Origin of the sequence: Enterobacter cloacae (assembly GCF_013375935.1) — a bacterium.
GTDB lineage: Bacteria > Pseudomonadota > Gammaproteobacteria > Enterobacterales > Enterobacteriaceae > Enterobacter > Enterobacter pasteurii.
The window spans coordinates 323,981-344,458 of sequence record NZ_CP056117.1 but is presented as its reverse complement, the minus strand read 5'-3'; the positions used below and the strand labels follow the sequence as shown (position 1 = coordinate 344,458).

Sequence of the window (20,478 nt, the reverse complement as noted above, 5' to 3'; positions counted from 1 at the left end):
AAAAACTTTATGAGAAGTTAACAGGTGGGCAATTTATCACCTTACACATTCTCTGTCATTATAGGAAAGCAAATTGTCGGTGCTATTTCTTGCTTCGCATGCTGACAAGTGATAATTACTATCATATGATATTGGTTATCATTATCGATGCGAGAGGTTAAACCATGTTGAGCAAAGCGCTGGGAAGTGGGTGGGGTATTTTGCTGCCCGGCTCCATCATCGGTGGCCTGACGTTCGCCGATCTCCCCATTGATGTATGGAAAGCAATGATTGTTTCAGGGCTGCTGGTGACGTCCGCGATGATTTGGCACAAACAGTTACGGCATTACGTGCTGCTGCCGTCATGCGTTGCGCTGGTCAGTGCAATACTGGTGATTATGATGAGTTTGAAATAAAAGGGAAAATCAGAGGTGTTGCTGAAGGGATGTAAGATAATTGGTGCGAGGGGGGGGACTTGAACCCCCACGTCCGTAAGGACACTAACACCTGAAGCTAGCGCGTCTACCAATTCCGCCACCTTCGCACAGTCATCTTACTTTTTTGATATCGCCTCGTTGGTGCGAGGGGGGGGACTCGAACCCCCACATCCTAAGGACACTAACACCTGAAGCTAGCGCGTCTACCAATTCCGCCACCTTCGCCCAGTGCGAGCAATATCAACGTGATTTATGGTGCGAGGGGGGGGACTTGAACCCCCACGTCCGTAAGGACACTAACACCTGAAGCTAGCGCGTCTACCAATTCCGCCACCTTCGCATACCATCGATACTGTAAAAGTATCGTAACCACGGAGGCGCATTCTAGATGTTTTCAGCTTTACGTCAACAGAAAAATGCGCGCGTTGTTTTGATTGCTGCAAAAATGGGCGATGGCAGCGTCAGCCATCGCCGGTGCAGGGCGAGTCTTACTTTTTCGCCTGGCGCGTCATTACGGTGCGATAGACCTTAAAGCGGCCAGTCTGGGCGATCACTTCGTGGAAGCCAAAGGTCTCATCCAGCACTTTCGGGTAGGCCAGGAAGGCGTTTGCCACGATACGCAGCTCACCGCCGCTGTTGAGGTGGCGGGTCGCACCGCGGATCAGCGCCTGCGCGGCTTCCAGGCTGGTCTCCATTCCGTCGTGGAACGGTGGGTTAGAGATGATCATGTCAAAGCGGCCGGTCACGTCGGAGAAGACGTTGCTGGCAATCACGTCGCCTTCAATGCCGTTAGCTGCAAGCGTGGCGCGGCTGGCCTCTACCGCCGGGGCGCTCACGTCGCACAGGGTTAAACGGACTTTTGGCGAGTGGCTGGCGAGAACCGTTGAAAGCACGCCCGCGCCGCAGCCCACGTCCAGCACCTTGCCTTTGGTATGTGGCGTCAGGGTAGAAAGCAGCAGCTTGCTGCCGGTATCCAGTGCGTCACGGCTGAATACGCCCGGCAGGGTTTTAATGGTCAGGCCGTCAAGCTGGTACTCGTCCCAGAAGGCGTTGGCATCAAAGGCGGTCTGTTTTTCCAGACGCCCGTGATACAGGCCGCAGCGGCGGGCGCTGTCGATTTTGGTCAGCGGCGCGTACTCCTCCAGCATCTGCTCTGCGCTGCGCACGCCGCTGCGGTTCTCACCGACAACGAAAATGTCGCAGCCGATCGGCAGCAGAGAAAGCAGGTTCATCAGCTGGAACTGGGCTTCCGGTTTGTTTTTCGGCCAGTAGTAAATCAGCGTGTCGCAGTCAGCAATATCGCTCTGCTCCGCCGCCAGGCTAAAGCGCGCGCGCTCGCCCATCTGGCGGCTCAGCACCTGCCAGTGGTGATAGTATTGGGTGTGGGCACGGCTTTCAGCACAGTCGAAACGCGCGGGCAGGTCATCCTGCATATCTCCGGCAAACAGAATACGGCTTTCTTCGAAATCATCACTGTGACGCAGCAAGACTTCACTTGCCGGGGTAAATGCAGACATGAATTGTTCCTCAATAAACTCAGGCGGGGATTATAGTAGGTAGATGGCGCAGTTTCGACACATTTGCTATATTTGCGCGCCTGAGAGACAGGAGTTTTCGCTATGACATCCCGACGAGACTGGCAGTTGCAGCAGCTGGGCATCACCCAGTGGGCTTTGCGTCGCCCGACGGCGTTGCGCGGCGAAATCGCAATCTCCATCCCTGCGCATGTCCGCCTGGTGATGGTGGCAGAAGCGCTGCCCGCCCTGAATGACCCCCTTATCGGAGATGTCCTTCGCAGCCTGAAGTTGACGGCCGATCAGGTACTACAGCTGGCGCCCGAAAGCGTCGCGATGCTTCCTCCTGACAGCCGCTGTAACAGCTGGCGAATCGGGACGGTTGATGCGCTACCCCTCGAAGGGAGCCAGATCAGCTCCCCGGCGCTGGATGAACTGAAGGCCAACCCAAAAGCGCGCTGCGCGCTATGGCAACAAATTTGCGAATATGAACACGATTTCTTCCCTCACGACGGCTGACCTGTCCACCGCGTTCGCGATTGAAACGCGCGCCCATGCCTTTCCGTGGAGCGAAAAGACGTTTGCCAGCAATCAGGGCGACCGCTATTTAAATCTCCGCCTGGACGTAGCCGGTACGATGGCCGCGTTTGCCATAACCCAGGTCGTTCTGGACGAGGCGACGCTGTTTAATATCGCGGTCGATCCTGCTTATCAACGCCGCGGGTTGGGCAGGGAACTGCTTGAGCACCTCATTCGCGAGCTTGAGACCCGTGACGTTTTCACCCTGTGGCTGGAGGTGCGCGCGTCGAATGTCGCCGCCATCGCACTCTATGAAAGCTTAGGCTTCAACGAGGCGACAATCCGCCGTAACTACTACCCCACCGCAGAGGGACGTGAAGACGCCATTATCATGGCTCTGCCGATTGGATAACGAAAAATAAGGTTGTAACGATGAAATGGGACTGGATTTTCTTTGACGCCGACGAAACGCTGTTTACGTTTGACTCGTTCGGTGGCCTGCAGCGGATGTTTCTCGACTATAGCGTGACCTTCACCGCTGAAGATTTTCAGAACTATCAGGCGGTGAACAAACCGCTTTGGGTGGATTACCAGAATGGAGCCATCACCGCGTTACAGCTTCAGCATCAGCGTTTTGACGTGTGGGCTGAACGGTTGAAGGTCAGCCCGGGAGCGCTGAACGAGGCCTTCCTCAACGCAATGGCGGATATCTGCGCGCCGCTACCCGGTGCCGTTTCTCTGCTGGATTCGCTGAAAGGGAAGGTGAAGCTCGGGATCATCACCAACGGCTTTACCGCCCTGCAGCAGATCCGCCTTGAGCGCACCGGCCTGCGCGATCATTTCGACGCGCTGGTGATCTCCGAAGAGGTAGGCGTACCGAAGCCGGATCCGCGTATTTTCGATTATGCGCTGGCGCAGGCCGGAAATCCTGACCGCGATCGCGTGCTGATGGTGGGGGATACCGCAGAATCTGATATTCTTGGTGGTATGAGATCGGGTCTGTCGACCGTCTGGCTGAACGCGCACGGTCGCGTGCTGCCGGAAGGCATCGAGCCGACCTGGACCGTTACGTCATTGAACGAACTGGAGCAGCTCCTGTGTAAACAATGATTGCCTGCCCCCTGCTGATGGGTAAAATAGCCGCATTTTTCGTATTCCATGATGCGCGGCCTGCTGCCGCGCTTACCTAAGAAGATTTGATTATGACGTTGTCTCCTTATCTGCAAGAGGTGGCCAAACGCCGCACTTTTGCCATTATCTCGCACCCGGATGCCGGTAAAACGACCATCACCGAGAAGGTATTGCTGTTCGGACAGGCGATCCAGACCGCCGGTACGGTGAAAGGCCGTGGCTCCAGCCAGCACGCAAAATCCGACTGGATGGAGATGGAAAAGCAGCGTGGTATTTCGATTACCACCTCCGTGATGCAGTTCCCGTATCACGACTGCCTGGTGAACCTGCTGGACACCCCGGGTCACGAAGACTTCTCCGAAGATACCTACCGTACTCTGACGGCGGTCGACTGCTGCCTGATGGTGATCGACGCCGCGAAAGGTGTTGAAGATCGTACCCGCAAGCTGATGGAAGTAACCCGCCTGCGCGATACGCCGATCCTCACCTTTATGAACAAACTCGACCGTGACATCCGCGATCCGATGGAGCTGATGGATGAAGTGGAAAACGAGCTGAAGATTGCCTGCGCGCCAATCACCTGGCCAATCGGCTGCGGTAAGCTGTTCAAAGGGGTTTACCACCTCTATAAAGACGAAACCTATCTGTACCAGACCGGTAAAGGCCACACCATTCAGGAAGTGCGCATTGTAAAAGGTCTGGATAACCCGGAGCTGGACGCCGCCGTCGGTGAAGAGCTGGCCGCGCAGCTGCGCGACGAGCTTGAGCTGGTTAAAGGCGCGTCTCACGAGTTCGACAGAGAGCTGTTCCTGAGCGGTGAAATCACCCCGGTCTTCTTCGGTACCGCGCTCGGTAACTTCGGCGTCGATCATATGCTCGACGGTCTGGTTGAGTGGGCGCCGCAGCCGATGCCGCGTAAAACCGACACGCGCGAAGTGGAAGCGAAGGAAGAGAAGTTCTCCGGCTTCGTCTTTAAAATTCAGGCCAACATGGACCCGAAACACCGCGACCGCGTTGCCTTTATGCGCGTGGTGTCCGGTAAGTACGAGAAGGGCATGAAGCTGCGTCAGGTACGTATCGGTAAAGACGTGGTGATCTCCGACGCGCTGACCTTTATGGCGGGCGACCGTTCGCACGTGGAAGAAGCCTATCCGGGCGACATCATTGGCCTGCACAACCACGGCACCATTCAGATCGGCGATACCTTCACGCAGGGCGAGATGATGAAGTTCACCGGTATCCCGAACTTCGCGCCGGAGCTGTTCCGCCGCATTCGCCTGCGCGATCCGCTGAAGCAGAAGCAGCTGCTGAAAGGCCTGGTACAGCTTTCCGAAGAGGGGGCAGTCCAGGTGTTCCGGCCAATCGCCAACAACGATCTGATCGTTGGGGCGGTGGGCGTGCTGCAGTTTGACGTGGTCGTTGCCCGCCTGAAGAGCGAGTACAACGTGGAAGCGATTTACGAATCGGTGAACGTGGCGACCGCGCGCTGGGTTGAGTGTTCAGACGTGAAGAAATTCGAAGAATTTAAGCGTAAGAACGAAATTCAGCTGGCGCTGGACGGCGGCGACAACCTGACCTATATCGCCCCGACCATGGTTAACCTGAACCTGACGCAAGAGCGTTATCCTGACGTTCGGTTCCGCAAAACCCGCGAGCATTAATCCCCTCTCAGAGCACGGCAGCCGCCGTGCTCTGCTTTAATCCCTGTGTTATTAAACCCTTGCGGAATGTTCTTAATTCAACGCAATTTTTCGCTATTCGTTCGTTTTTTCCCCAATTCTGAATGCACCTCCGTAATTGTGATCTATATTTAACTCAGTGTTTAGCACCGGGCGTGGATGAATTAACTGTTCAATGCATGTCCACTGGTTCTCCATTTCGCCCGTGTGTTAATTCGCAATATATAAAACCAAGATTTAGGGAAGTATGTCGCCCAAATAACGGGCAAAACACAGGAATAAATCGATGAATATGACAAGACTGAAGATTTCTAAAACTCTGCTGGCTGTAACGTTAGGTAGCGTCCTGGTAAGCGGTTCTGCTCTGGCGGAAACCAGCACCATGGATAAAGCGCAAAACACCGCTAATACCGCAGGGGAAAAAATCGATAGCTCTATGAATAAAGTCGGTAATTTCATGGATGACAGCTCTATCACAGCAAAAGTGAAAGCCGCACTGGTGGATCATGAAGCCATCAAGAGCACCGACATTTCCGTCAAAACCGACAACAAAGTTGTCACCCTGAGTGGTTTCGTTGAAAGCCAGACCCAGGCTGAAGAGGCCGTGAAAGTGGCCAAAGGCGTTGAAGGCGTAAGCTCCGTCAGCGACAAACTGCACGTACGTGACAGTAAAGAATCTTCGGTGAAGGGTTATGCCGGGGATGCAGCAACCACCAGCGAAATCAAAGCTAAACTGTTAGCTGACGACATCGTGCCGTCCCGTATGGTGAAAGTTGAAACCACCGATGGCGTGGTACAGCTGTCCGGTACGGTAGAGAACCAGGCACAAAGCGATCGTGCTGAGTCAATTGCGAAAGCGATTGATGGTGTGAAAAGCGTTAAAAACGATCTGAAAACGAAGTAAAGCAACACCACTCGCCCGTCAGGCTTAGCCCTGCGGGCGAAATAAAAACGACTCTGGAAAATCGCCGGTGAGTGACCTGAGCGCTCACGTTTAGCGGCCGACATTAACTATGGTAAAGGAGAGGCTTATGTTTCGTTGGGGCATTATTTTTCTGGTTATCGCGTTAATTGCCGCCGCATTGGGCTTTGGTGGACTGGCGGGTACAGCGGCATGGGCAGCTAAAATTGTCTTCGTCGTAGGTATTATTCTGTTCCTGGTCAGCCTGTTTACGGGCCGACGTCGCCCGTAGCAAACGCAATATTGATTAAACAAACTAAAGCCAGTCCTTGTGACTGGCTTTTTCTCGTTTGAGAAGTGGCGGGGATGTGCGTTACTGTGTCTTATCAAAATAACGAAAACAGGAAGGCAGAGGTGGGGCAACGAATTCCCGTTACGCTCGGCAATATTGCGCCGCTGACGTTAAAACCGTTTCATGCAGGCCAGCTTGCGCTGGTCTGTGAAGGGGGCGGTCAGCGCGGTATTTTCACCGCTGGCGTGCTCGACGAATTTATGCGCGCACAGTTCAACCCGTTCGATCTCTATTTCGGTACCTCTGCCGGGGCGCAGAATCTTTCGGCCTACGTCTGCAACCAGCCCGGCTACGCGCGCAAAGTTATTATGCGCTACACCACGTCCAAAGAATTTTTTAACCCGGTGCGCTTCGTGCGCGGCGGGAACCTGATCGATCTCGACTGGTTACTGGATGCCACCTCCAGCCAGATGCCGCTGGCAATGGATACCGCGTCGCGGCTGTTCGACGCCGGAAAGTCGTTCTGGATGTGCGCCAGCCGTGGCGACGACTATTCCCCGGGCTATTTTTCGCCGCAGAAAGAGAACTGGCTGGATATCATTCGCGCCTCAAGCGCGATCCCCGGTTTCTACCGTACCGGCGCGCTGCTGGAGGGAGTTAACTATCTTGACGGCGGCATCAGCGACGCGGTGCCGGTGCAGGAGGCCGCGCGGCGTGGGGCCAAAACTATCGTGGTGATCCGCACGGTGCCTTCGCAGATGTATTACACCCCGCAGTGGTTTAAGCGCATGGAGCGCTGGCTGGGCGACAGCAGCCTGCAGCCGCTGGTGAATATCGCAAAACAGCATGAAACGACCTACGGCGCGATGCAGCGCTTTATTGAAAAGCCGCCGGGCAAGCTGCGCATCTTTGAAATTTATCCGCCCAGGCCGCTGCTAAGCATGGCGCTGGGCAGCCGCCTGCCGGCGTTGCGTATGGACTACAAAACGGGGCGGCTCTGCGGTCGCTACTTCCTCGCGACGGTGGGTAAAATGCTGGCCGGCCAGCCGCCGCTTCACCGGCATAAGCGTATTATTTTGCCGCCTGCGGTAGTGGCTAATGACGCGGTGGCGATGCCGCTGGTGGATGCTCCGCAGGCGAACGATGGCTTACTGGATAATGAGGATCTGGCGTGAGGCACGGCTTTATTGATACCCATTGCCACTTTGATTTTCCGCCGTTCAGCGGCGAGGAAGCATCATCCATCGAACGGGCGGCGCAGGCAGGCGTAAAAGCCATAATTGTGCCCGCCATTGAAGCGGCGCGGTTTGATACCGTGCTGGCGCTCGCCCGCCATCACGACGCGCTGTATGCGGCGCTGGGGCTGCATCCGATCGTGATTGAGCACCATCTTGATGAACACCTCGACAGGCTTGATGCCGCGCTGCAGGCAGCGGGTGAGAAGCTGGTTGCCGTCGGTGAGATCGGCCTCGATCTCTATCGCGAGGATCCGCACTTTGAACGCCAGCAGGCGATCCTGGACGCGCAGCTCAGGCTGGCAAAACGTCACGACCTGCCGGCGATCCTCCACTCCCGACGCACCCATGACAAGCTGGCGATGCACCTGAAGCGCATCGATCTGCCGCGCAGGGGCGTCGTGCACGGTTTCGCAGGCAGCCTTCAGCAGGCGCAGCGTTTTATCGACCTGGGCTATAAAATTGGCGTCGGCGGCACCATTACCTACCCGCGCGCCAGCAAAACCCGCGACGTGATGGCGCAACTCCCGCTGTCTTCGCTGCTGCTTGAAACGGATGCGCCCGATATGCCGCTGAATGGTTTTCAGGGCCAGCCGAACCGACCGGAGCAGGCGGCGCGCGTTTTTGACGTGCTGTGTGAGCTGCGCCAGGAGCCTGAGGACGTCATTGCCGGCGCGCTACTGGAAAATACCCGTGCGGTCTTCGGCATCACGCTATAGATACAGCGCCGGGCGGATCACCGTAATCTGCTGCTGTTCCAGGGCCAGCGCCAGCGGCTCGATATCCTCCGGCGTGGCGCTCCGCCAGAGCGCCGCCTCCCCGTAAACCCCGTGAGCGTGAAAGGCGTTAATCCGCACCGGAATATTCCCCAGGCTATGGATAAACGCGGTCAGTGAAGGCAGATTTTGCAGATAATCGCACCGCTCGGGGATCGCCAGCAGGCGCAGCTCGGCAAGACGATGATGTTCAGCCAGCCAGCGAATGCTCTGCTTGATTTGCGTATTTTCGCGCCCGGTCAGAAAGCGGTGATGCTCATTGCCCCAGGCCTTCAGATCCACCATCGCGCCGTCAAACACCGGCAGCAGCTTTTGCCAGCCGGTTTCGCTTAACAGGCCGTTGCTGTCCACCAGACACGTCAGATGCCGCAGGGCCGGATCGGCCTTCATTGCGCTGAATAGCGCAACCACAAACGGCAGCTGCGTGGTGGCCTCGCCCCCGCTGACGGTCACGCCTTCAATAAAAGGCGCGGACTTGCGAACCTGGATGAGGATCTCCTCTACGCTAAAGCGTTGCGCCATCGGCGTGGCCTGCCGCGGGCACAGGCGCAGGCAGGTGTCGCACTGGTGGCAGTCGCTCTCCTGCCACCAGACGCGCCCAGCCTGCATGGTCAGCGCATCGTGGGGGCAGCGGGGCACGCAGTCCCCGCAGTCGTTGCAGCGCCCGATGGTCCACGGGTTGTGGCAGGTTTTGCAGCGCAGGTTACAGCCCTGGAGGAACAGCGCCAGGCGGCTGCCCGGCCCGTCCACGCAGGAGAAGGGAATAACCTGACTAACTAAAGCGCATCTGCTGTTCATGGCTAATCACGCGTGGCTGACGTTCCAGAATGCGGGTATTGCGCGCGGCCTCCTCGCCGAGCCAGGTGGTGTTGGTGCGCGAACCGGCCTCCCGGTACTTTTCCAGATCGGAGAGCCGCACCATATACCCGGTGACGCGCACCAGGTCGTTTCCGGCGACGTTGGCGGTAAATTCGCGCATACCGGCGCGAAACGCCCCCAGGCAAAGCTGTACCACCGCCTGAGGATTGCGTTTGACCGTCTCATCCAGGGTGAGAATATCGCTGATCCCCGAGTGATAGTGCTGGTGATGTGGCGCCACGGCCAGCAGGTGGCTGATGGGATCCGGCTCGTCGCCGTAAGGCAGGCGCGCCCCCGGCGTGGTGCCCGAATCAGAACTGATGCCAGACTGGGCATGCAGCATCGCGCGGTGCTTCCAGCCGTGCTTCACCGGCGTGTTCTCAACAAATGCCGCAAGCTGTTCACTGATGCGGTAGCCCAGCGCGTTGGCCTGCTCGTCTTTTCCGTAACGCCCCGCAATACCTGCTTTTTCGCACAGCACGTTCACCGCTTCGGCCAGCCCGTACATGCCGAACATCGGCACGAAACGATCGGCATCAATCAGCCCCTCTTTTACGAGGAAGCTATTCTCAAAGAAGCCGGATTGTTCATATAAAAAATCGCAGCGCGCGTTAACGATCGCCATTTGCTGCTGACAGTAGTGCGGCAGGGTACGGGCGAAAAAGTCTTCGGGAGAGTGGCTGTGCTCTGCAATCGCTTTCAGGTTAAGGCGCACCAGCGTGCTGCCGCCGCCCGCCAGCGGCAGGGAGTTGTAGCAGCTCACCACGCCATAGCGGCCTTTTGTGAAAATTTTATCATTCAGCGGGCCATTGGAAATATGCGGTTTACTGCACTCGCAAATGTTTTTCGCCACGCTCAGCAGCAGATCGTCAGGGGTGACGTCCGGGTCGTAAATAAAGGTAAGGTTCGGCGCGACCTGCTTCAGCTCTGCGTCCGCTCGCAAAACGGCACGCGTAACGGGCGTATCCGCCGGGCCGATATTGGCATGCATAAAGGCATCAGGCAGGGTTCTGTCGAGATAGCGCCAGAAACGTTTTATTCGGCTATCGATTTCATCCTGTGTTAGAATTTTAACATATGGAGTGAGGATTTCATCGAGCTGGCCCAGATAGACCGGCATCGATGTGACGGACGGAACATGATGGTAGAGGATAGCGAGCAGCGAGAGGGCATCATCCAGATCTTTCGCCCCTTCCAGCTCCAGCCACTCTGAGCCGTTTGCCAGGAATTTAGCGTAGTCCGGAAGCACGTAGCGCGGTTTGTAGGGCGCATGCCCTTCGAACATGTCGCAGATAAATCCTTCGTCCAGCGCGGCGCGTGCCGCCTCTGGCAGAGCAGGGTAAGGCAGATTGTTCTCTGCTTCCAGCGCCAGAAAATGACGTTTTTGTTCCGGGGTTAACACCGGGCTTGTCACAATGTGCTGGCAACGTTGTTGCAGGGCGTCGGGCATGTTCACTTCCTGGATAATTCTGCGGATGGTGAATGAATTGTAGGAAGCCAGCCTGGCGGGGCTTTTGATCCGGCAGGGGGTATCGCTGCTTTAGTCAGCAACCTGTACGCTAAAGTTTGAAGAAGATCTCATTACAGTAATGCAAATTTGCACGCAGTTTTCATTAACTGTGATGAATGTCGAAGTGTGGATGCGGGTGAATGTTAGAATACTCACAGACCCGCAAGGTAAAATTGATACGGCACTGCCGTTGGAGAATGTTATGACCGATTTAACTGCAAGCAGCCTGCGCGCGTTGAAGCTGATGGACCTGACCACCCTGAACGATGACGATACCAATGAAAAAGTCATCGCCCTGTGCCATCAGGCGAAAACGCCAGTGGGTAACACCGCCGCCGTTTGTATCTACCCGCGCTTTATTCCGATTGCCCGCAAGACGCTGAAAGAGCAGGGCACGCCGGACGTGCGCATTGCAACCGTGACTAACTTCCCGCACGGCAATGACGACATCGAGATCGCCCTGGCAGAAACCCGTGCGGCAATTGCTTACGGCGCAGACGAAGTTGACGTGGTGTTCCCGTACCGCGCGCTGATCGCCGGCAACGAGCAGGTCGGTTTTGACCTGGTGAAGGCCTGTAAAGACGCGTGCGCGGCGGCAAACGTGCTGCTCAAAGTGATCATCGAAACCGGTGAACTGAAAGAAGAGGCGCTGATCCGTAAAGCGTCTGAAATCTCCATCAAAGCCGGGGCTGATTTCATTAAAACCTCTACCGGTAAAGTGCCGGTTAACGCCACGCCGGAAAGCGCGCGCATCATGATGGAAGTGATCCGCGATATGGGCGTGTCCAAAACCGTGGGCTTCAAACCGGCTGGCGGCGTACGCACTGCCGAAGACGCGCAGCAGTTCCTGGCGATTGCCGACGAGCTGTTCGGCGCAGAGTGGGCGGACTCCCGCCACTACCGCTTCGGCGCCTCCAGCCTGCTGGCGAGCCTGCTGAAAGCGCTGGGCCATGGCGACGGTAAGAGCGCAAGCAGCTACTAATAGCTAAAAAATGCCGGATGGCGATTCGCTTATCCGGCCTACAGGAACGTAGGGCGGGCGCTGCCCGCCACAATTCACCCGATTCCGCATGGGGGTTACCGTGTTTCTCGCACAAGAAATTATTCGTAAAAAACGTGATGGTCTTGCCCTGAGCGACGAAGAGATCCGCTTCTTTATCAAAGGCATTCGCGACAACACCGTCTCTGAAGGTCAGATTGCTGCCCTGGCGATGACCATTTTCTTCCACGATATGTCGATGCCTGAGCGCGTGTCGCTGACCATGGCGATGCGAGATTCAGGAACCGTGCTGGACTGGAAGAGCCTTAACCTCAACGGGCCGATTGTGGACAAACACTCCACCGGCGGCGTGGGTGACGTGACGTCGCTGATGCTTGGCCCTATGGTCGCAGCCTGCGGCGGCTACATCCCGATGATCTCCGGGCGTGGCCTGGGTCATACCGGCGGTACGCTCGACAAACTGGAAGCCATTCCGGGCTTCGATATCTTCCCGGACGACAACCGCTTCCGCGACATTATTAAAGACGTTGGTGTGGCGATTATCGGCCAGACCAGCTCGCTTGCTCCGGCAGACAAGCGTTTCTACGCGACCCGCGATATTACCGCAACCGTAGACTCCATCCCGCTGATCACCGCCTCTATCCTCGCCAAAAAGCTGGCGGAAGGTCTGGACGCGCTGGTCATGGACGTGAAGGTAGGCAGCGGCGCGTTTATGCCGACCTACGAGCTCTCTGAAGCGCTGGCTGAAGCGATCGTTGGCGTCTCCAACGGCGCGGGCGTGCGCACTACCGCACTGCTGACGGACATGAACCAGGTGCTGGCATCCAGCGCCGGTAACGCCGTGGAAGTGCGCGAGGCCGTGCAGTTCCTGACGGGTGAATACCGCAACCCGCGCCTGTTCGACGTGACCATGGCGCTGTGCGTGGAGATGCTGATCTCCGGCAAGCTTGCCAAAAACGATACGGAAGCCCGCGCGAAGCTTCAGGCGGTTCTGGACAACGGTAAAGCGGCGGAGATTTTTGGCCGTATGGTGGCGGCGCAGAAAGGCCCGACCGACTTCGTGGAAAACTACGCCAAATATCTGCCAACCGCGATGCTCAGCAAAGCGGTCTACGCGGACAGCGAAGGTTTTGTCTCCGCAATGGATACCCGCGCGCTCGGCATGGCGGTGGTCTCAATGGGCGGCGGTCGTCGTCAGGCGTCCGACACCATTGATTACAGCGTTGGCTTTACCGATATGGCCCGTCTGGGCGACAGCGTTGACGGCCAACGTCCGCTGGCGGTGATCCACGCCAAAGACGAAGCCAGCTGGCAGGACGCGGCGAAAGCGGTGAAAGCGGCAATATCTCTTGACGATAAAGCACCGGAAACCACACCGACGGTCTATCGTCGTATCACCGAATAGCGGTATACTGATCTGATCGCATTTTTATGAAGCACTAAGTACGGAGAACAATTATGAAACGTGCATTTATTATGGTGCTGGACTCATTCGGCATCGGCGCAACCGAAGATGCAGAACGTTTTGGTGACGTGGGTTCCGATACCATGGGTCACATCGCGGAAGCCTGTGCAAAAGGCGAAGCGGATAACGGTCGTAAAGGCCCTCTGAACCTGCCAAATCTGACCCGCCTCGGTCTGGTGAAAGCGCATGAAGGCTCTACCGGTAAAATCGCAGCCGGTATGGACGGCAACGCGGAAGTGGTGGGCGCTTACGCCTGGGCGCACGAGCTCTCTTCCGGTAAAGATACCCCGTCCGGTCACTGGGAAATTGCCGGTGTGCCGGTGCTGTTCGACTGGGGCTACTTCTCCGATCACGAGAACAGCTTCCCGCAGGAGCTGCTCGATAAGCTGGTGAAGCGTGCCAACCTGCCGGGCTACCTTGGTAACTGCCACTCATCCGGTACCGTGATTCTGGATCAGCTCGGCGAAGAGCACATGAAAACCGGCAAGCCGATTTTCTACACCTCTGCTGACTCCGTGTTCCAGATTGCCTGCCACGAAGAGACGTTTGGTCTGGATAAACTCTACGAGCTGTGCGAAATCGCCCGTGAAGAGCTGACCGAAGGCGGCTACAACATTGGCCGCGTTATCGCGCGTCCGTTTATCGGCGACAAAGCGGGTAACTTCCAGCGTACCGGCAACCGCCACGACCTGGCCGTTGAACCACCGGCACCCACCGTGCTGCAAAAACTGGTCGACGAGAAGGGCGGTCACGTGGTTTCCGTGGGTAAAATCGCGGACATCTACGCAAACTGCGGCATCACCAAAAAAGTGAAAGCGACCGGTCTGGACGCGCTGTTCGACGCTACCGTCAAAGAGATGAAGGAAGCGGGCGACAACACGATTGTCTTCACCAACTTCGTGGACTTCGACTCCTCCTGGGGCCACCGTCGCGACGTCGCAGGCTACGCTGCCGGTCTGGAGCTGTTCGACCGCCGCTTGCCGGAGCTGATGGAGCTGGTGGGTGAAGATGACATTCTGATCCTGACCGCGGATCACGGTTGTGACCCAACCTGGACCGGCACCGACCACACCCGCGAGCATATTCCGGTGCTGGTGTACGGCCCGAAAGTGAAACCAGGTTCGCTGGGCCACCGTGACACCTTCGCAGACATCGGCCAGACCATTGCGAAATACTTTGGCACGTCTGACATGGAATATGGCAAGGCTATGTTCTGAATGATAAGGGGTGCGGCCTGATGCCCTCACCCCAACCCTCTCCCTCGAGAGATACGGGTGCGGCCTGATGCCCTCACCCCAACCCTCTCCCACAGGGAGAGGGAGATACTAAATGAAAAGGAACTGAAGATGGCAACTCCTCACATTAATGCAGAAATGGGTGATTTCGCTGACGTCGTATTGATGCCTGGCGACCCGCTGCGCGCGAAGCACATTGCAGAAACCTTCCTTGAAGACGTGCGTGAAGTGAACAACGTTCGCGGCATGCTGGGCTTCACCGGTACCTACAAAGGCCGCAAAATTTCCGTTATGGGCCACGGCATGGGTATCCCATCCTGCTCCATCTACACCAAAGAGCTGATCACCGATTTCGGCGTGAAGAAAATCATCCGCGTCGGCTCCTGCGGCGCGGTGCGCATGGACGTTAAGCTGCGCGATATCGTTATCGGTATGGGTGCCTGCACCGATTCGAAAGTTAACCGCATGCGTTTTAAAGATCATGACTTCGCCGCGATTGCGGACTTCGGCATGGTGCGTGATGCGGTTGACGCGGCAAAAGCGCTGGGCGTTGAGGCGCGCGTGGGTAACATCTTCTCTGCTGACCTGTTCTACGCACCAGACGGCGGCGAGATGTTCGACGTGATGGAAAAATACGGCATCCTGGGCGTGGAAATGGAAGCGGCAGGTATCTACGGCGTCGCGGCTGAGTTTGGCGCGAAAGCGCTGACCATCTGCACCGTGTCTGATCACATCCGTACCCATGAGCAGACCACGGCTGCCGAGCGTCAGACCACCTTCAACGACATGATCAAAATCGCGCTGGAATCCGTTCTTCTGGGCGACAAAGCGTAATATAAAAAGAAAGAGTGTAGCCCTGGCTACACTCTTTTTTACTGTTCACACCTTACAGATAAACAAGACTGATTGTTGCCTGTCCGTCAATCTGCGTGTCATCGGTCAGGGCAAGCGTCGTCGTATCCTGTACGGCCAGCGCGACGCGCAGCGGGAATACCGCACTGGTAAACGCCAGCGGATCGACGCTTGCGTCACCCGCAACCGTGTAAACTATGCCGTCATTACGAACGGGTGCGCTGTCGCCCACCATCTGGCCCCATGAATAACTTCCTGTGGAATTGGCACCCGAAATCATACCGGTGGTTTTTCCGTCCGCAGTGACGTTGCTCAACTGCATCGTGACGGAATAAGCGCCCAGATTGACGCCGCCCGCGGTTTTCCCCGCGCCGAACAGGCTATTACTGCTCCATACGGAACCTGAGCCGCTCCAGTCGGTATTTTCGACGATCAGGTTCTGTTTAGAATCCGCACGGTCGTCGATAATGCTCCAGCCTACTTTTGTCGGGGCAACGCAGCTGATGGAGAGGGAAAGATCTTTATTGCCGAGCTGGTTAGTCGCTGTGGCAGACATATTACCAATATTGGTCGTGCCAAAATCAACGATACCCCCACCGCTTAACGTGGGCGTACACGCGGAGTTGGTTAATACCCCGGTAACCTTTAATTCTGCGGTTCCCGCCGCGTGAGCGGCAGACGACATCGCTAAAATAACAGACGCTGCTAATAGAATTTTTTTCACGTTTCATCCTTAACGTATAATTAAAGGGAACATTAATTGTTCCCCCTGCGTCAGGATTTTCTTACGCGCTGAGCTATTCCGTCTATTTAATCTATTTACATTATAAATGTGCTTTTTTTAAAAAAGCCTTTACAGAATATTATTATTCTCAATTATTTTACCTCTCTTGCAATCCATGCCGATAATTCCCGTAATTCGGTTTCCTGTCCGGGAAAATCACCTGTCAACGCATCGCACTCCTGCTGCAGCGTATCCGCCCGATACAAACAGCCCTGCAAACGCGCTGCCAGCGCCTCTAACGGCGCGGGATTAAGGCTGTCCGTGAATACCTGCGTGCGGGTGATGTGGCCTTTCTCTACGTCAAAATGCAGTTCCACGCCGCCCCAGGTAAAACGCTCGTCCAGCAGATGGGAGAACGCCGGCGCCTGGCCGAAGTTCCACTCCCAGCTGCTCTGGCGGGCAAAGGTTTCAGCAAAGTTGGGCAGGTCCGGGGTTTTATCAGGAGAAATTACCTCCGCCTCCACGCGCTCGCCGTAGTGCGCAAAGAACGCCTCGCGGATCGCATCGCAAATCTGCTCGTGCGTAATCCCCGGCAGTAGCTCCACCAGATTCGCCACGCGGCCGCGCACAGAGGTGATCCCCTTGGCCTGAAGCTTTTTCCTGTCGGGATTAAGGTAGTTCGCCAGACGGCTCAGATCGGCGTTAAGCAGCAGGGTGCCGTGATGGAAGCCGCGATCCATCGTTTCGCGATAGGCAGAACCCGATACTTTGCGATCCCCGTCGGGCGTTTTGACCACCAGATCGTTACGCCCAGAGGCCTCGGCGGTTACACCGAGCGAATTGAGCGCGTTGAGGACGATGGACGTTGAGATGGTTTTGTCATACTCCGGCTTGCCTGCCATAAAGGTAAAGCAGGTATTTCCCAGATCGTGAAACACCGCGCCGCCACCGCTGCTCCGGCGCGCCAGACGCACGTTGTCCTCTTCCATGCGGCGGGTATTACACTCTTTCCACGGGTTTTGCGCGCGGCCAATGACCACCGTATCGGCGTTGCGCCAGAGAAACAGCACGCGCTGCGTGGCGGGCATCTGGCGGAAGATGCACTCTTCCACCGCGAGATTAAACCAGGGATCGTAAGAGTCAGAGATAAGCAGGCGTAACGTCGTCATGGCAAAGTTCCTTTTCCGAATCGTCTGCCTACTTTATCACTATTCCTTCTTCTCGCTCTCTTCGTCTTCGGGAACCGACTTGCTGGCGGTCAACAGGAACGGTGACTGCTGCCAGCGGGTGCGCTTGCCCTGGAGCAGCGTGCGCGCCAGCACCACGCCTGTTGCCAGCGAGAGGAGTAGCATCAGGCGCAGAATATTGGTGGTATTGTCCACCTGTTTGGCTTCGGTGGGCAGAGTATGGGTATCAAGGGTGAGGCGCAGATACCCCAGCGGACCATTCTTGCCCTGAATCGGTTCGACGATCTGCTGGTTGAAATAGCCGCCGGCTTTTTTACCGTCCAGCGCCAGCCGATCGCGCACCTCGACATGTTCACCGGCGCGGGCGATCAGGTCGCCCTGCTCATCGTACACGCCTGCATCCAGAATGCGGCTGTTTTCCGTAAGCTGGCGTAATACCTGGGATATGCGCTTCTCGTCCGGCGTTTCGGTACGCATTGACGGGGCAATATTGAGCGTTACCTGACGCGCCAGGGTGCGGGCCAGCTCTTCAAATTGCGGGTTGCGTTGCCGTTGGTGATTCTGGCTAAACCAGGATGCCCCCTGCATCAGCGCCACTAATAGTGCGAGACAGATCAGGACAATCACGGCGCGATGAAGCCGGAATTTCAGTTTTGCGCGAGCCATATTCCACCTGCTTAAAATTTACGGCTTAATGTTGCCAGAAGTGATGGTTACAGGGTAGCCTCATGCGTTATTTTCCCTCTGGAACCTTCCGGCGCGAACCAAATTACAGGAGCTTTAATGCCGAACATTACCTGGTGTGACCTGCCAACGGATGTCTCTTTATGGCCAGGATTGCCGCTCTCGTTAAGTGGCGATGAGGTGATGCCTCTGGATTACCACGCTGGCCGTAGCGGCTGGCTGCTGTATGGACGCGGCCTGGATAAGCAACGTCTCACCCAGTATCAAACCACGCTCGGCGCGGCGATGGTTATCGTTGCCGCCTGGTGCGTGGAAGATTACCAGGTCATCCGCCTGGCGGGTTCCCTGACGCAGCGTGCCACGCGGCTGGCGCACGACGCTGGGCTGGACGTTGCGCCACTCGGCAAGATCCCGCACCTGAAAACGCCGGGCCTGCTGGTGATGGATATGGACTCTACCGCCATCCAGATCGAATGTATCGACGAGATCGCCAGGCTGGCGGGGAGCGGTGAGCTGGTGGCTGAAGTCACCGAGCGCGCGATGCGAGGCGAGCTGGATTTCACCGCCAGCCTGAGGCAGCGCGTGGCAACCCTCAAAGGGGCCGACGCCACTATTCTGCGTCAGGTGCGCGATGAGCTGCCGCTGATGCCCGGGCTGACGCAGCTGGTATTAAAGCTCCAGTCTCTGGGCTGGAAGGTGGCCATCGCCTCCGGGGGCTTTACCTTCTTCGCGGATTATCTGCGGGAAAAATTGCACCTGACCACGGTTGTGGCTAACGAGCTGGAGATCGTGGACGGCAGGCTGACCGGACAGGTCACCGGCGACATCGTGGACGCGCAGTACAAAGCCAACACGCTGACGCGTCTGGCGCAGAAATATGAGATTCCGGTCGAGCAGACCGTCGCCATCGGCGATGGCGCGAACGATCTGCCGATGATTAAAGTTGCCGGTCTTGGCATTGCCTACCATGCTAAGCCGAAAGTGAATGAAAAGACGGAAGTCACTGTCCGTCATGCCGATCTGATGGGGGTGTTCTGCATTCTCTCCGGCAGCATTAACCAGAAATAACGAGGTAAACCGTGGCGAAAGCTCCAAAACGCGCATTTGTCTGTAATGAATGTGGTGCGGATTATCCGCGCTGGCAGGGGCAATGCAGCGCCTGTCATGCCTGGAACACCATCACCGAAGTGCGTGGTGTGGCGGCTTCGCCGAGCGTGGCCCGCAACGAACGCCTGAGCGGCTATGCGGGCAATGCAGGCGTGTCGAAGGTACAAAAACTTTCTGATATTAGCCTGGAAGCGCTGCCGCGCTTCTCCACCGGGTTCAAGGAGTTTGACCGCGTGCTCGGCGGCGGCGTAGTGCCGGGCAGCGCCATTCTGATCGGCGGTAACCCGGGCGCGGGTAAATCGACGCTCCTGCTGCAAACGCTCTGCAAGCTTGCCGAGCAGATGAAAACCCTTTACGTCACGGGCGAGGAATCACTCCAGCAGGTGGCGATGCGCGCCCATCGTCTTGGCCTGCCGACGGGCAACCTGAATATGCTTTCGGAAACCAGCATCGAGCAGATCTGCATGATCGCCGAAGAAGAGCAGCCGAAGCTGATGGTGATCGACTCCATTCAGGTCATGCACATGGCGGACATTCAGTCCTCGCCGGGCAGCGTGGCGCAGGTGCGCGAAACCGCCGCCTACCTGACGCGCTTCGCCAAAACCCGCGGCGTGGCGATTGTGATGGTCGGCCACGTCACCAAAGACGGCTCGCTGGCGGGGCCGAAAGTGCTTGAGCACTGTATTGACTGCTCCGTCATGCTCGACGGCGACGCGGACTCCCGCTTCCGTACCCTGCGCAGCCATAAAAACCGCTTTGGTGCGGTGAACGAGCTGGGCGTATTTGCCATGACCGAGCAGGGGCTTCGCGAGGTCAGCAGCCCCTCGGCCATCTTCCTGAGCCGTGGCGATGAGGTCACCTCCGGCAGCTCCGTGATGGTGCTGTGGGAAGGGACGCGTCCGCTGCTCGTGGAAATTCAGGCGCTGGTGGATCACTCCATGATGGGCAACCCCCGTCGCGTGGCGGTCGGCCTGGAGCAAAACCGTCTGGCGATCCTGCTGGCGGTGCTGCACCGCCACGGCGGCCTGCAGATGGCGGATCAGGACGTGTTCGTCAACGTGGTCGGCGGCGTGAAGGTTTCAGAGACCAGCGCGGATCTGGCGCTGCTGCTGGCGATGGTCTCCAGCCTGCGCGACAGGCCGCTGCCGCAGGATCTGGTTGTATTTGGCGAAGTGGGGCTGGCTGGCGAGATCCGCCCGGTGCCGAGCGGCCAGGAGCGCATCTCCGAAGCGGCAAAGCATGGCTTCCGCCGCGCGATTGTTCCTGCCGCCAACGTGCCGAAAAAAATCCCGGAAGGGATGCAGGTCTTTGGCGTTAAGAAACTCGCAGATGCGTTAAATGTCTTTGACGACTTATAATTACGTATTCGATTTTGCAGGAGGCACCGTAATTT

Annotated in this window: 21 protein-coding genes and 3 tRNA genes; 15 read left to right on the top strand and 9 right to left on the bottom strand. The window is 57.0% G+C overall.

Annotated features, from left to right (window positions below; genetic code table 11):
• Nucleotides 1–164 precede the first annotated feature (164 nt).
• The gene (locus tag HWQ14_RS01570) at nt 165–395 is read left to right on the top strand and encodes a DUF1435 domain-containing protein (protein ID WP_176608767.1); all 231 of its coding nucleotides are present in this window, start codon (nt 165–167) and stop codon (nt 393–395) included.
• A 41-nt stretch (nt 396–436) separates the two neighbouring features.
• Here HWQ14_RS01570 and HWQ14_RS01565 read toward each other — a convergent pair.
• The 4 genes from HWQ14_RS01565 to rsmC form a co-directional block, all read right to left on the bottom strand.
• A tRNA-Leu gene (locus HWQ14_RS01565) sits at nt 437–523 on the bottom strand.
• 32 nt (nt 524–555) lie between these two features.
• Nucleotides 556–641 (bottom strand) — tRNA-Leu (locus tag HWQ14_RS01560).
• Between the two features lie 28 nt (nt 642–669).
• Nucleotides 670–756, bottom strand: a tRNA-Leu gene (locus HWQ14_RS01555).
• Between the two features lie 148 nt (nt 757–904).
• A complete protein-coding gene (rsmC, locus tag HWQ14_RS01550) occupies nt 905–1,933 on the bottom strand; it encodes a 16S rRNA (guanine(1207)-N(2))-methyltransferase RsmC (RefSeq protein ID WP_176608766.1) in 1,029 nt (342 codons plus the stop codon).
• Nucleotides 1,934–2,035: 102 nt separating this feature from the next.
• Between rsmC and HWQ14_RS01545 the strand changes: the two genes are divergently transcribed.
• The 8 genes from HWQ14_RS01545 (at nt 2,036) to HWQ14_RS01510 (ending at nt 8,406) form a co-directional block, all read left to right on the top strand.
• The gene (locus HWQ14_RS01545; RefSeq protein WP_148421989.1) at nt 2,036–2,449 is read left to right on the top strand and encodes a DNA polymerase III subunit psi; all 414 of its coding nucleotides are present in this window, start codon (nt 2,036–2,038) and stop codon (nt 2,447–2,449) included.
• On the top strand, nt 2,418–2,861 hold the full coding sequence (gene rimI / locus HWQ14_RS01540) for a ribosomal protein S18-alanine N-acetyltransferase (RefSeq protein ID WP_176608765.1): 444 nt from the start codon (nt 2,418–2,420) through the stop codon (nt 2,859–2,861). Before HWQ14_RS01545 ends, rimI begins: the two co-directional genes overlap by 32 nt.
• 20 nt (nt 2,862–2,881) lie before the next feature.
• Nucleotides 2,882–3,559, top strand: a complete 678-nt coding sequence (gene yjjG, locus HWQ14_RS01535) for a pyrimidine 5'-nucleotidase (RefSeq protein ID WP_176608764.1) — start codon at nt 2,882–2,884, stop codon at nt 3,557–3,559.
• A 92-nt stretch (nt 3,560–3,651) separates the two neighbouring features.
• Nucleotides 3,652–5,241 carry a peptide chain release factor 3 gene (gene prfC / locus HWQ14_RS01530; RefSeq protein WP_176608763.1) on the top strand — a complete coding sequence of 530 codons (1,590 nt, stop codon included), beginning with the start codon at nt 3,652–3,654 and terminating at the stop codon, nt 5,239–5,241.
• A gap of 304 nt (nt 5,242–5,545) precedes the next feature.
• On the top strand, nt 5,546–6,163 hold the full coding sequence (gene osmY / locus HWQ14_RS01525) for a molecular chaperone OsmY (RefSeq protein WP_148421982.1): 618 nt from the start codon (nt 5,546–5,548) through the stop codon (nt 6,161–6,163).
• Nucleotides 6,164–6,290: 127 nt separating this feature from the next.
• Nucleotides 6,291–6,452, top strand: a complete 162-nt coding sequence (locus HWQ14_RS01520) for a DUF1328 domain-containing protein (RefSeq protein ID WP_003856556.1) — start codon at nt 6,291–6,293, stop codon at nt 6,450–6,452.
• A gap of 122 nt (nt 6,453–6,574) precedes the next feature.
• Nucleotides 6,575–7,627, top strand: a complete 1,053-nt coding sequence (locus HWQ14_RS01515) for a patatin-like phospholipase family protein (protein WP_176608762.1) — start codon at nt 6,575–6,577, stop codon at nt 7,625–7,627.
• A complete protein-coding gene (locus HWQ14_RS01510; RefSeq protein ID WP_176608761.1) occupies nt 7,624–8,406 on the top strand; it encodes a TatD family hydrolase in 783 nt (260 codons plus the stop codon). Before HWQ14_RS01515 ends, HWQ14_RS01510 begins: the two co-directional genes overlap by 4 nt.
• On the opposite strand, the gene HWQ14_RS01505 is transcribed toward HWQ14_RS01510, so the two are convergent.
• Nucleotides 8,401–9,261 (bottom strand): YjjW family glycine radical enzyme activase, encoded by an 861-nt coding sequence (locus tag HWQ14_RS01505; protein ID WP_176608760.1) that lies wholly within the window; start codon nt 9,259–9,261, stop codon nt 8,401–8,403. The two genes, HWQ14_RS01510 and HWQ14_RS01505, sit on opposite strands and share 6 nt — an antisense overlap.
• A complete protein-coding gene (locus HWQ14_RS01500) occupies nt 9,236–10,771 on the bottom strand; it encodes a YjjI family glycine radical enzyme (RefSeq protein ID WP_176608759.1) in 1,536 nt (511 codons plus the stop codon). The genes HWQ14_RS01505 and HWQ14_RS01500 overlap by 26 nt, the downstream gene beginning before the upstream one ends.
• A gap of 262 nt (nt 10,772–11,033) precedes the next feature.
• Here HWQ14_RS01500 and deoC point away from each other — a divergent pair, with 262 nt between their 5' ends.
• From deoC to deoD, 4 genes are all read left to right on the top strand, one after another.
• The gene (deoC, locus tag HWQ14_RS01495) at nt 11,034–11,813 is read left to right on the top strand and encodes a deoxyribose-phosphate aldolase (protein ID WP_032644972.1); all 780 of its coding nucleotides are present in this window, start codon (nt 11,034–11,036) and stop codon (nt 11,811–11,813) included.
• A 100-nt stretch (nt 11,814–11,913) separates the two neighbouring features.
• Nucleotides 11,914–13,236: a thymidine phosphorylase gene (gene deoA, locus HWQ14_RS01490; protein ID WP_176608758.1), complete on the top strand. Its 1,323-nt coding sequence runs from the start codon at nt 11,914–11,916 to the stop codon at nt 13,234–13,236.
• A gap of 53 nt (nt 13,237–13,289) precedes the next feature.
• Entirely contained in the window at nt 13,290–14,513 is a 1,224-nt protein-coding gene (gene deoB, locus HWQ14_RS01485) for a phosphopentomutase (protein WP_148421971.1), read from the top strand.
• A gap of 129 nt (nt 14,514–14,642) precedes the next feature.
• Nucleotides 14,643–15,365 carry a purine-nucleoside phosphorylase gene (deoD, locus tag HWQ14_RS01480; protein ID WP_032643987.1) on the top strand — a complete coding sequence of 241 codons (723 nt, stop codon included), beginning with the start codon at nt 14,643–14,645 and terminating at the stop codon, nt 15,363–15,365.
• Between the two features lie 52 nt (nt 15,366–15,417).
• Here deoD and HWQ14_RS01475 read toward each other — a convergent pair whose 3' ends face one another.
• From HWQ14_RS01475 to HWQ14_RS01465, 3 genes are all read right to left on the bottom strand, one after another.
• A complete protein-coding gene (locus tag HWQ14_RS01475; RefSeq protein ID WP_176608757.1) occupies nt 15,418–16,107 on the bottom strand; it encodes a DUF1120 domain-containing protein in 690 nt (229 codons plus the stop codon).
• A gap of 152 nt (nt 16,108–16,259) precedes the next feature.
• Nucleotides 16,260–17,276 carry a lipoate--protein ligase LplA gene (lplA, locus tag HWQ14_RS01470; RefSeq protein WP_176608756.1) on the bottom strand — a complete coding sequence of 339 codons (1,017 nt, stop codon included), beginning with the start codon at nt 17,274–17,276 and terminating at the stop codon, nt 16,260–16,262.
• Nucleotides 17,277–17,315: 39 nt separating this feature from the next.
• The gene (locus HWQ14_RS01465; protein WP_148421965.1) at nt 17,316–17,960 is read right to left on the bottom strand and encodes a YtjB family periplasmic protein; all 645 of its coding nucleotides are present in this window, start codon (nt 17,958–17,960) and stop codon (nt 17,316–17,318) included.
• Between the two features lie 117 nt (nt 17,961–18,077).
• Here HWQ14_RS01465 and serB point away from each other — a divergent pair, with 117 nt between their 5' ends.
• Nucleotides 18,078–19,046 carry a phosphoserine phosphatase gene (serB, locus tag HWQ14_RS01460; RefSeq protein ID WP_148421964.1) on the top strand — a complete coding sequence of 323 codons (969 nt, stop codon included), beginning with the start codon at nt 18,078–18,080 and terminating at the stop codon, nt 19,044–19,046.
• Between the two features lie 11 nt (nt 19,047–19,057).
• Nucleotides 19,058–20,443: a DNA repair protein RadA gene (radA, locus tag HWQ14_RS01455; RefSeq protein ID WP_176608755.1), complete on the top strand. Its 1,386-nt coding sequence runs from the start codon at nt 19,058–19,060 to the stop codon at nt 20,441–20,443.
• The last annotated feature ends 35 nt before the right edge of the window (nt 20,444–20,478 follow it).

What these genes read in the sequence shown, in the direction of transcription:
- HWQ14_RS01465 (WP_148421965.1), bottom strand. Translation starts at nt 17,960, where the DNA reads ATGGCTCGCGCAAAACTGAAATTCCGGCTTCATCGCGCCGTGATTGTC.
- lplA (WP_176608756.1), bottom strand. Translation starts at nt 17,276, where the DNA reads ATGACGACGTTACGCCTGCTTATCTCTGACTCTTACGATCCCTGGTTT.
- prfC (WP_176608763.1), top strand. Translation starts at nt 3,652, where the DNA reads ATGACGTTGTCTCCTTATCTGCAAGAGGTGGCCAAACGCCGCACTTTT.
- deoD (WP_032643987.1), top strand. Translation starts at nt 14,643, where the DNA reads ATGGCAACTCCTCACATTAATGCAGAAATGGGTGATTTCGCTGACGTC.
- serB (WP_148421964.1), top strand. Translation starts at nt 18,078, where the DNA reads ATGCCGAACATTACCTGGTGTGACCTGCCAACGGATGTCTCTTTATGG.
- yjjG (WP_176608764.1), top strand. Translation starts at nt 2,882, where the DNA reads ATGAAATGGGACTGGATTTTCTTTGACGCCGACGAAACGCTGTTTACG.
- HWQ14_RS01500 (WP_176608759.1), bottom strand. Translation starts at nt 10,771, where the DNA reads ATGCCCGACGCCCTGCAACAACGTTGCCAGCACATTGTGACAAGCCCG.
- HWQ14_RS01505 (WP_176608760.1), bottom strand. Translation starts at nt 9,261, where the DNA reads ATGAACAGCAGATGCGCTTTAGTTAGTCAGGTTATTCCCTTCTCCTGC.
- rsmC (WP_176608766.1), bottom strand. Translation starts at nt 1,933, where the DNA reads ATGTCTGCATTTACCCCGGCAAGTGAAGTCTTGCTGCGTCACAGTGAT.
- osmY (WP_148421982.1), top strand. Translation starts at nt 5,546, where the DNA reads ATGAATATGACAAGACTGAAGATTTCTAAAACTCTGCTGGCTGTAACG.
- rimI (WP_176608765.1), top strand. Translation starts at nt 2,418, where the DNA reads ATGAACACGATTTCTTCCCTCACGACGGCTGACCTGTCCACCGCGTTC.
- HWQ14_RS01520 (WP_003856556.1), top strand. Translation starts at nt 6,291, where the DNA reads ATGTTTCGTTGGGGCATTATTTTTCTGGTTATCGCGTTAATTGCCGCC.
- deoC (WP_032644972.1), top strand. Translation starts at nt 11,034, where the DNA reads ATGACCGATTTAACTGCAAGCAGCCTGCGCGCGTTGAAGCTGATGGAC.
- deoB (WP_148421971.1), top strand. Translation starts at nt 13,290, where the DNA reads ATGAAACGTGCATTTATTATGGTGCTGGACTCATTCGGCATCGGCGCA.
- HWQ14_RS01545 (WP_148421989.1), top strand. Translation starts at nt 2,036, where the DNA reads ATGACATCCCGACGAGACTGGCAGTTGCAGCAGCTGGGCATCACCCAG.
- HWQ14_RS01570 (WP_176608767.1), top strand. Translation starts at nt 165, where the DNA reads ATGTTGAGCAAAGCGCTGGGAAGTGGGTGGGGTATTTTGCTGCCCGGC.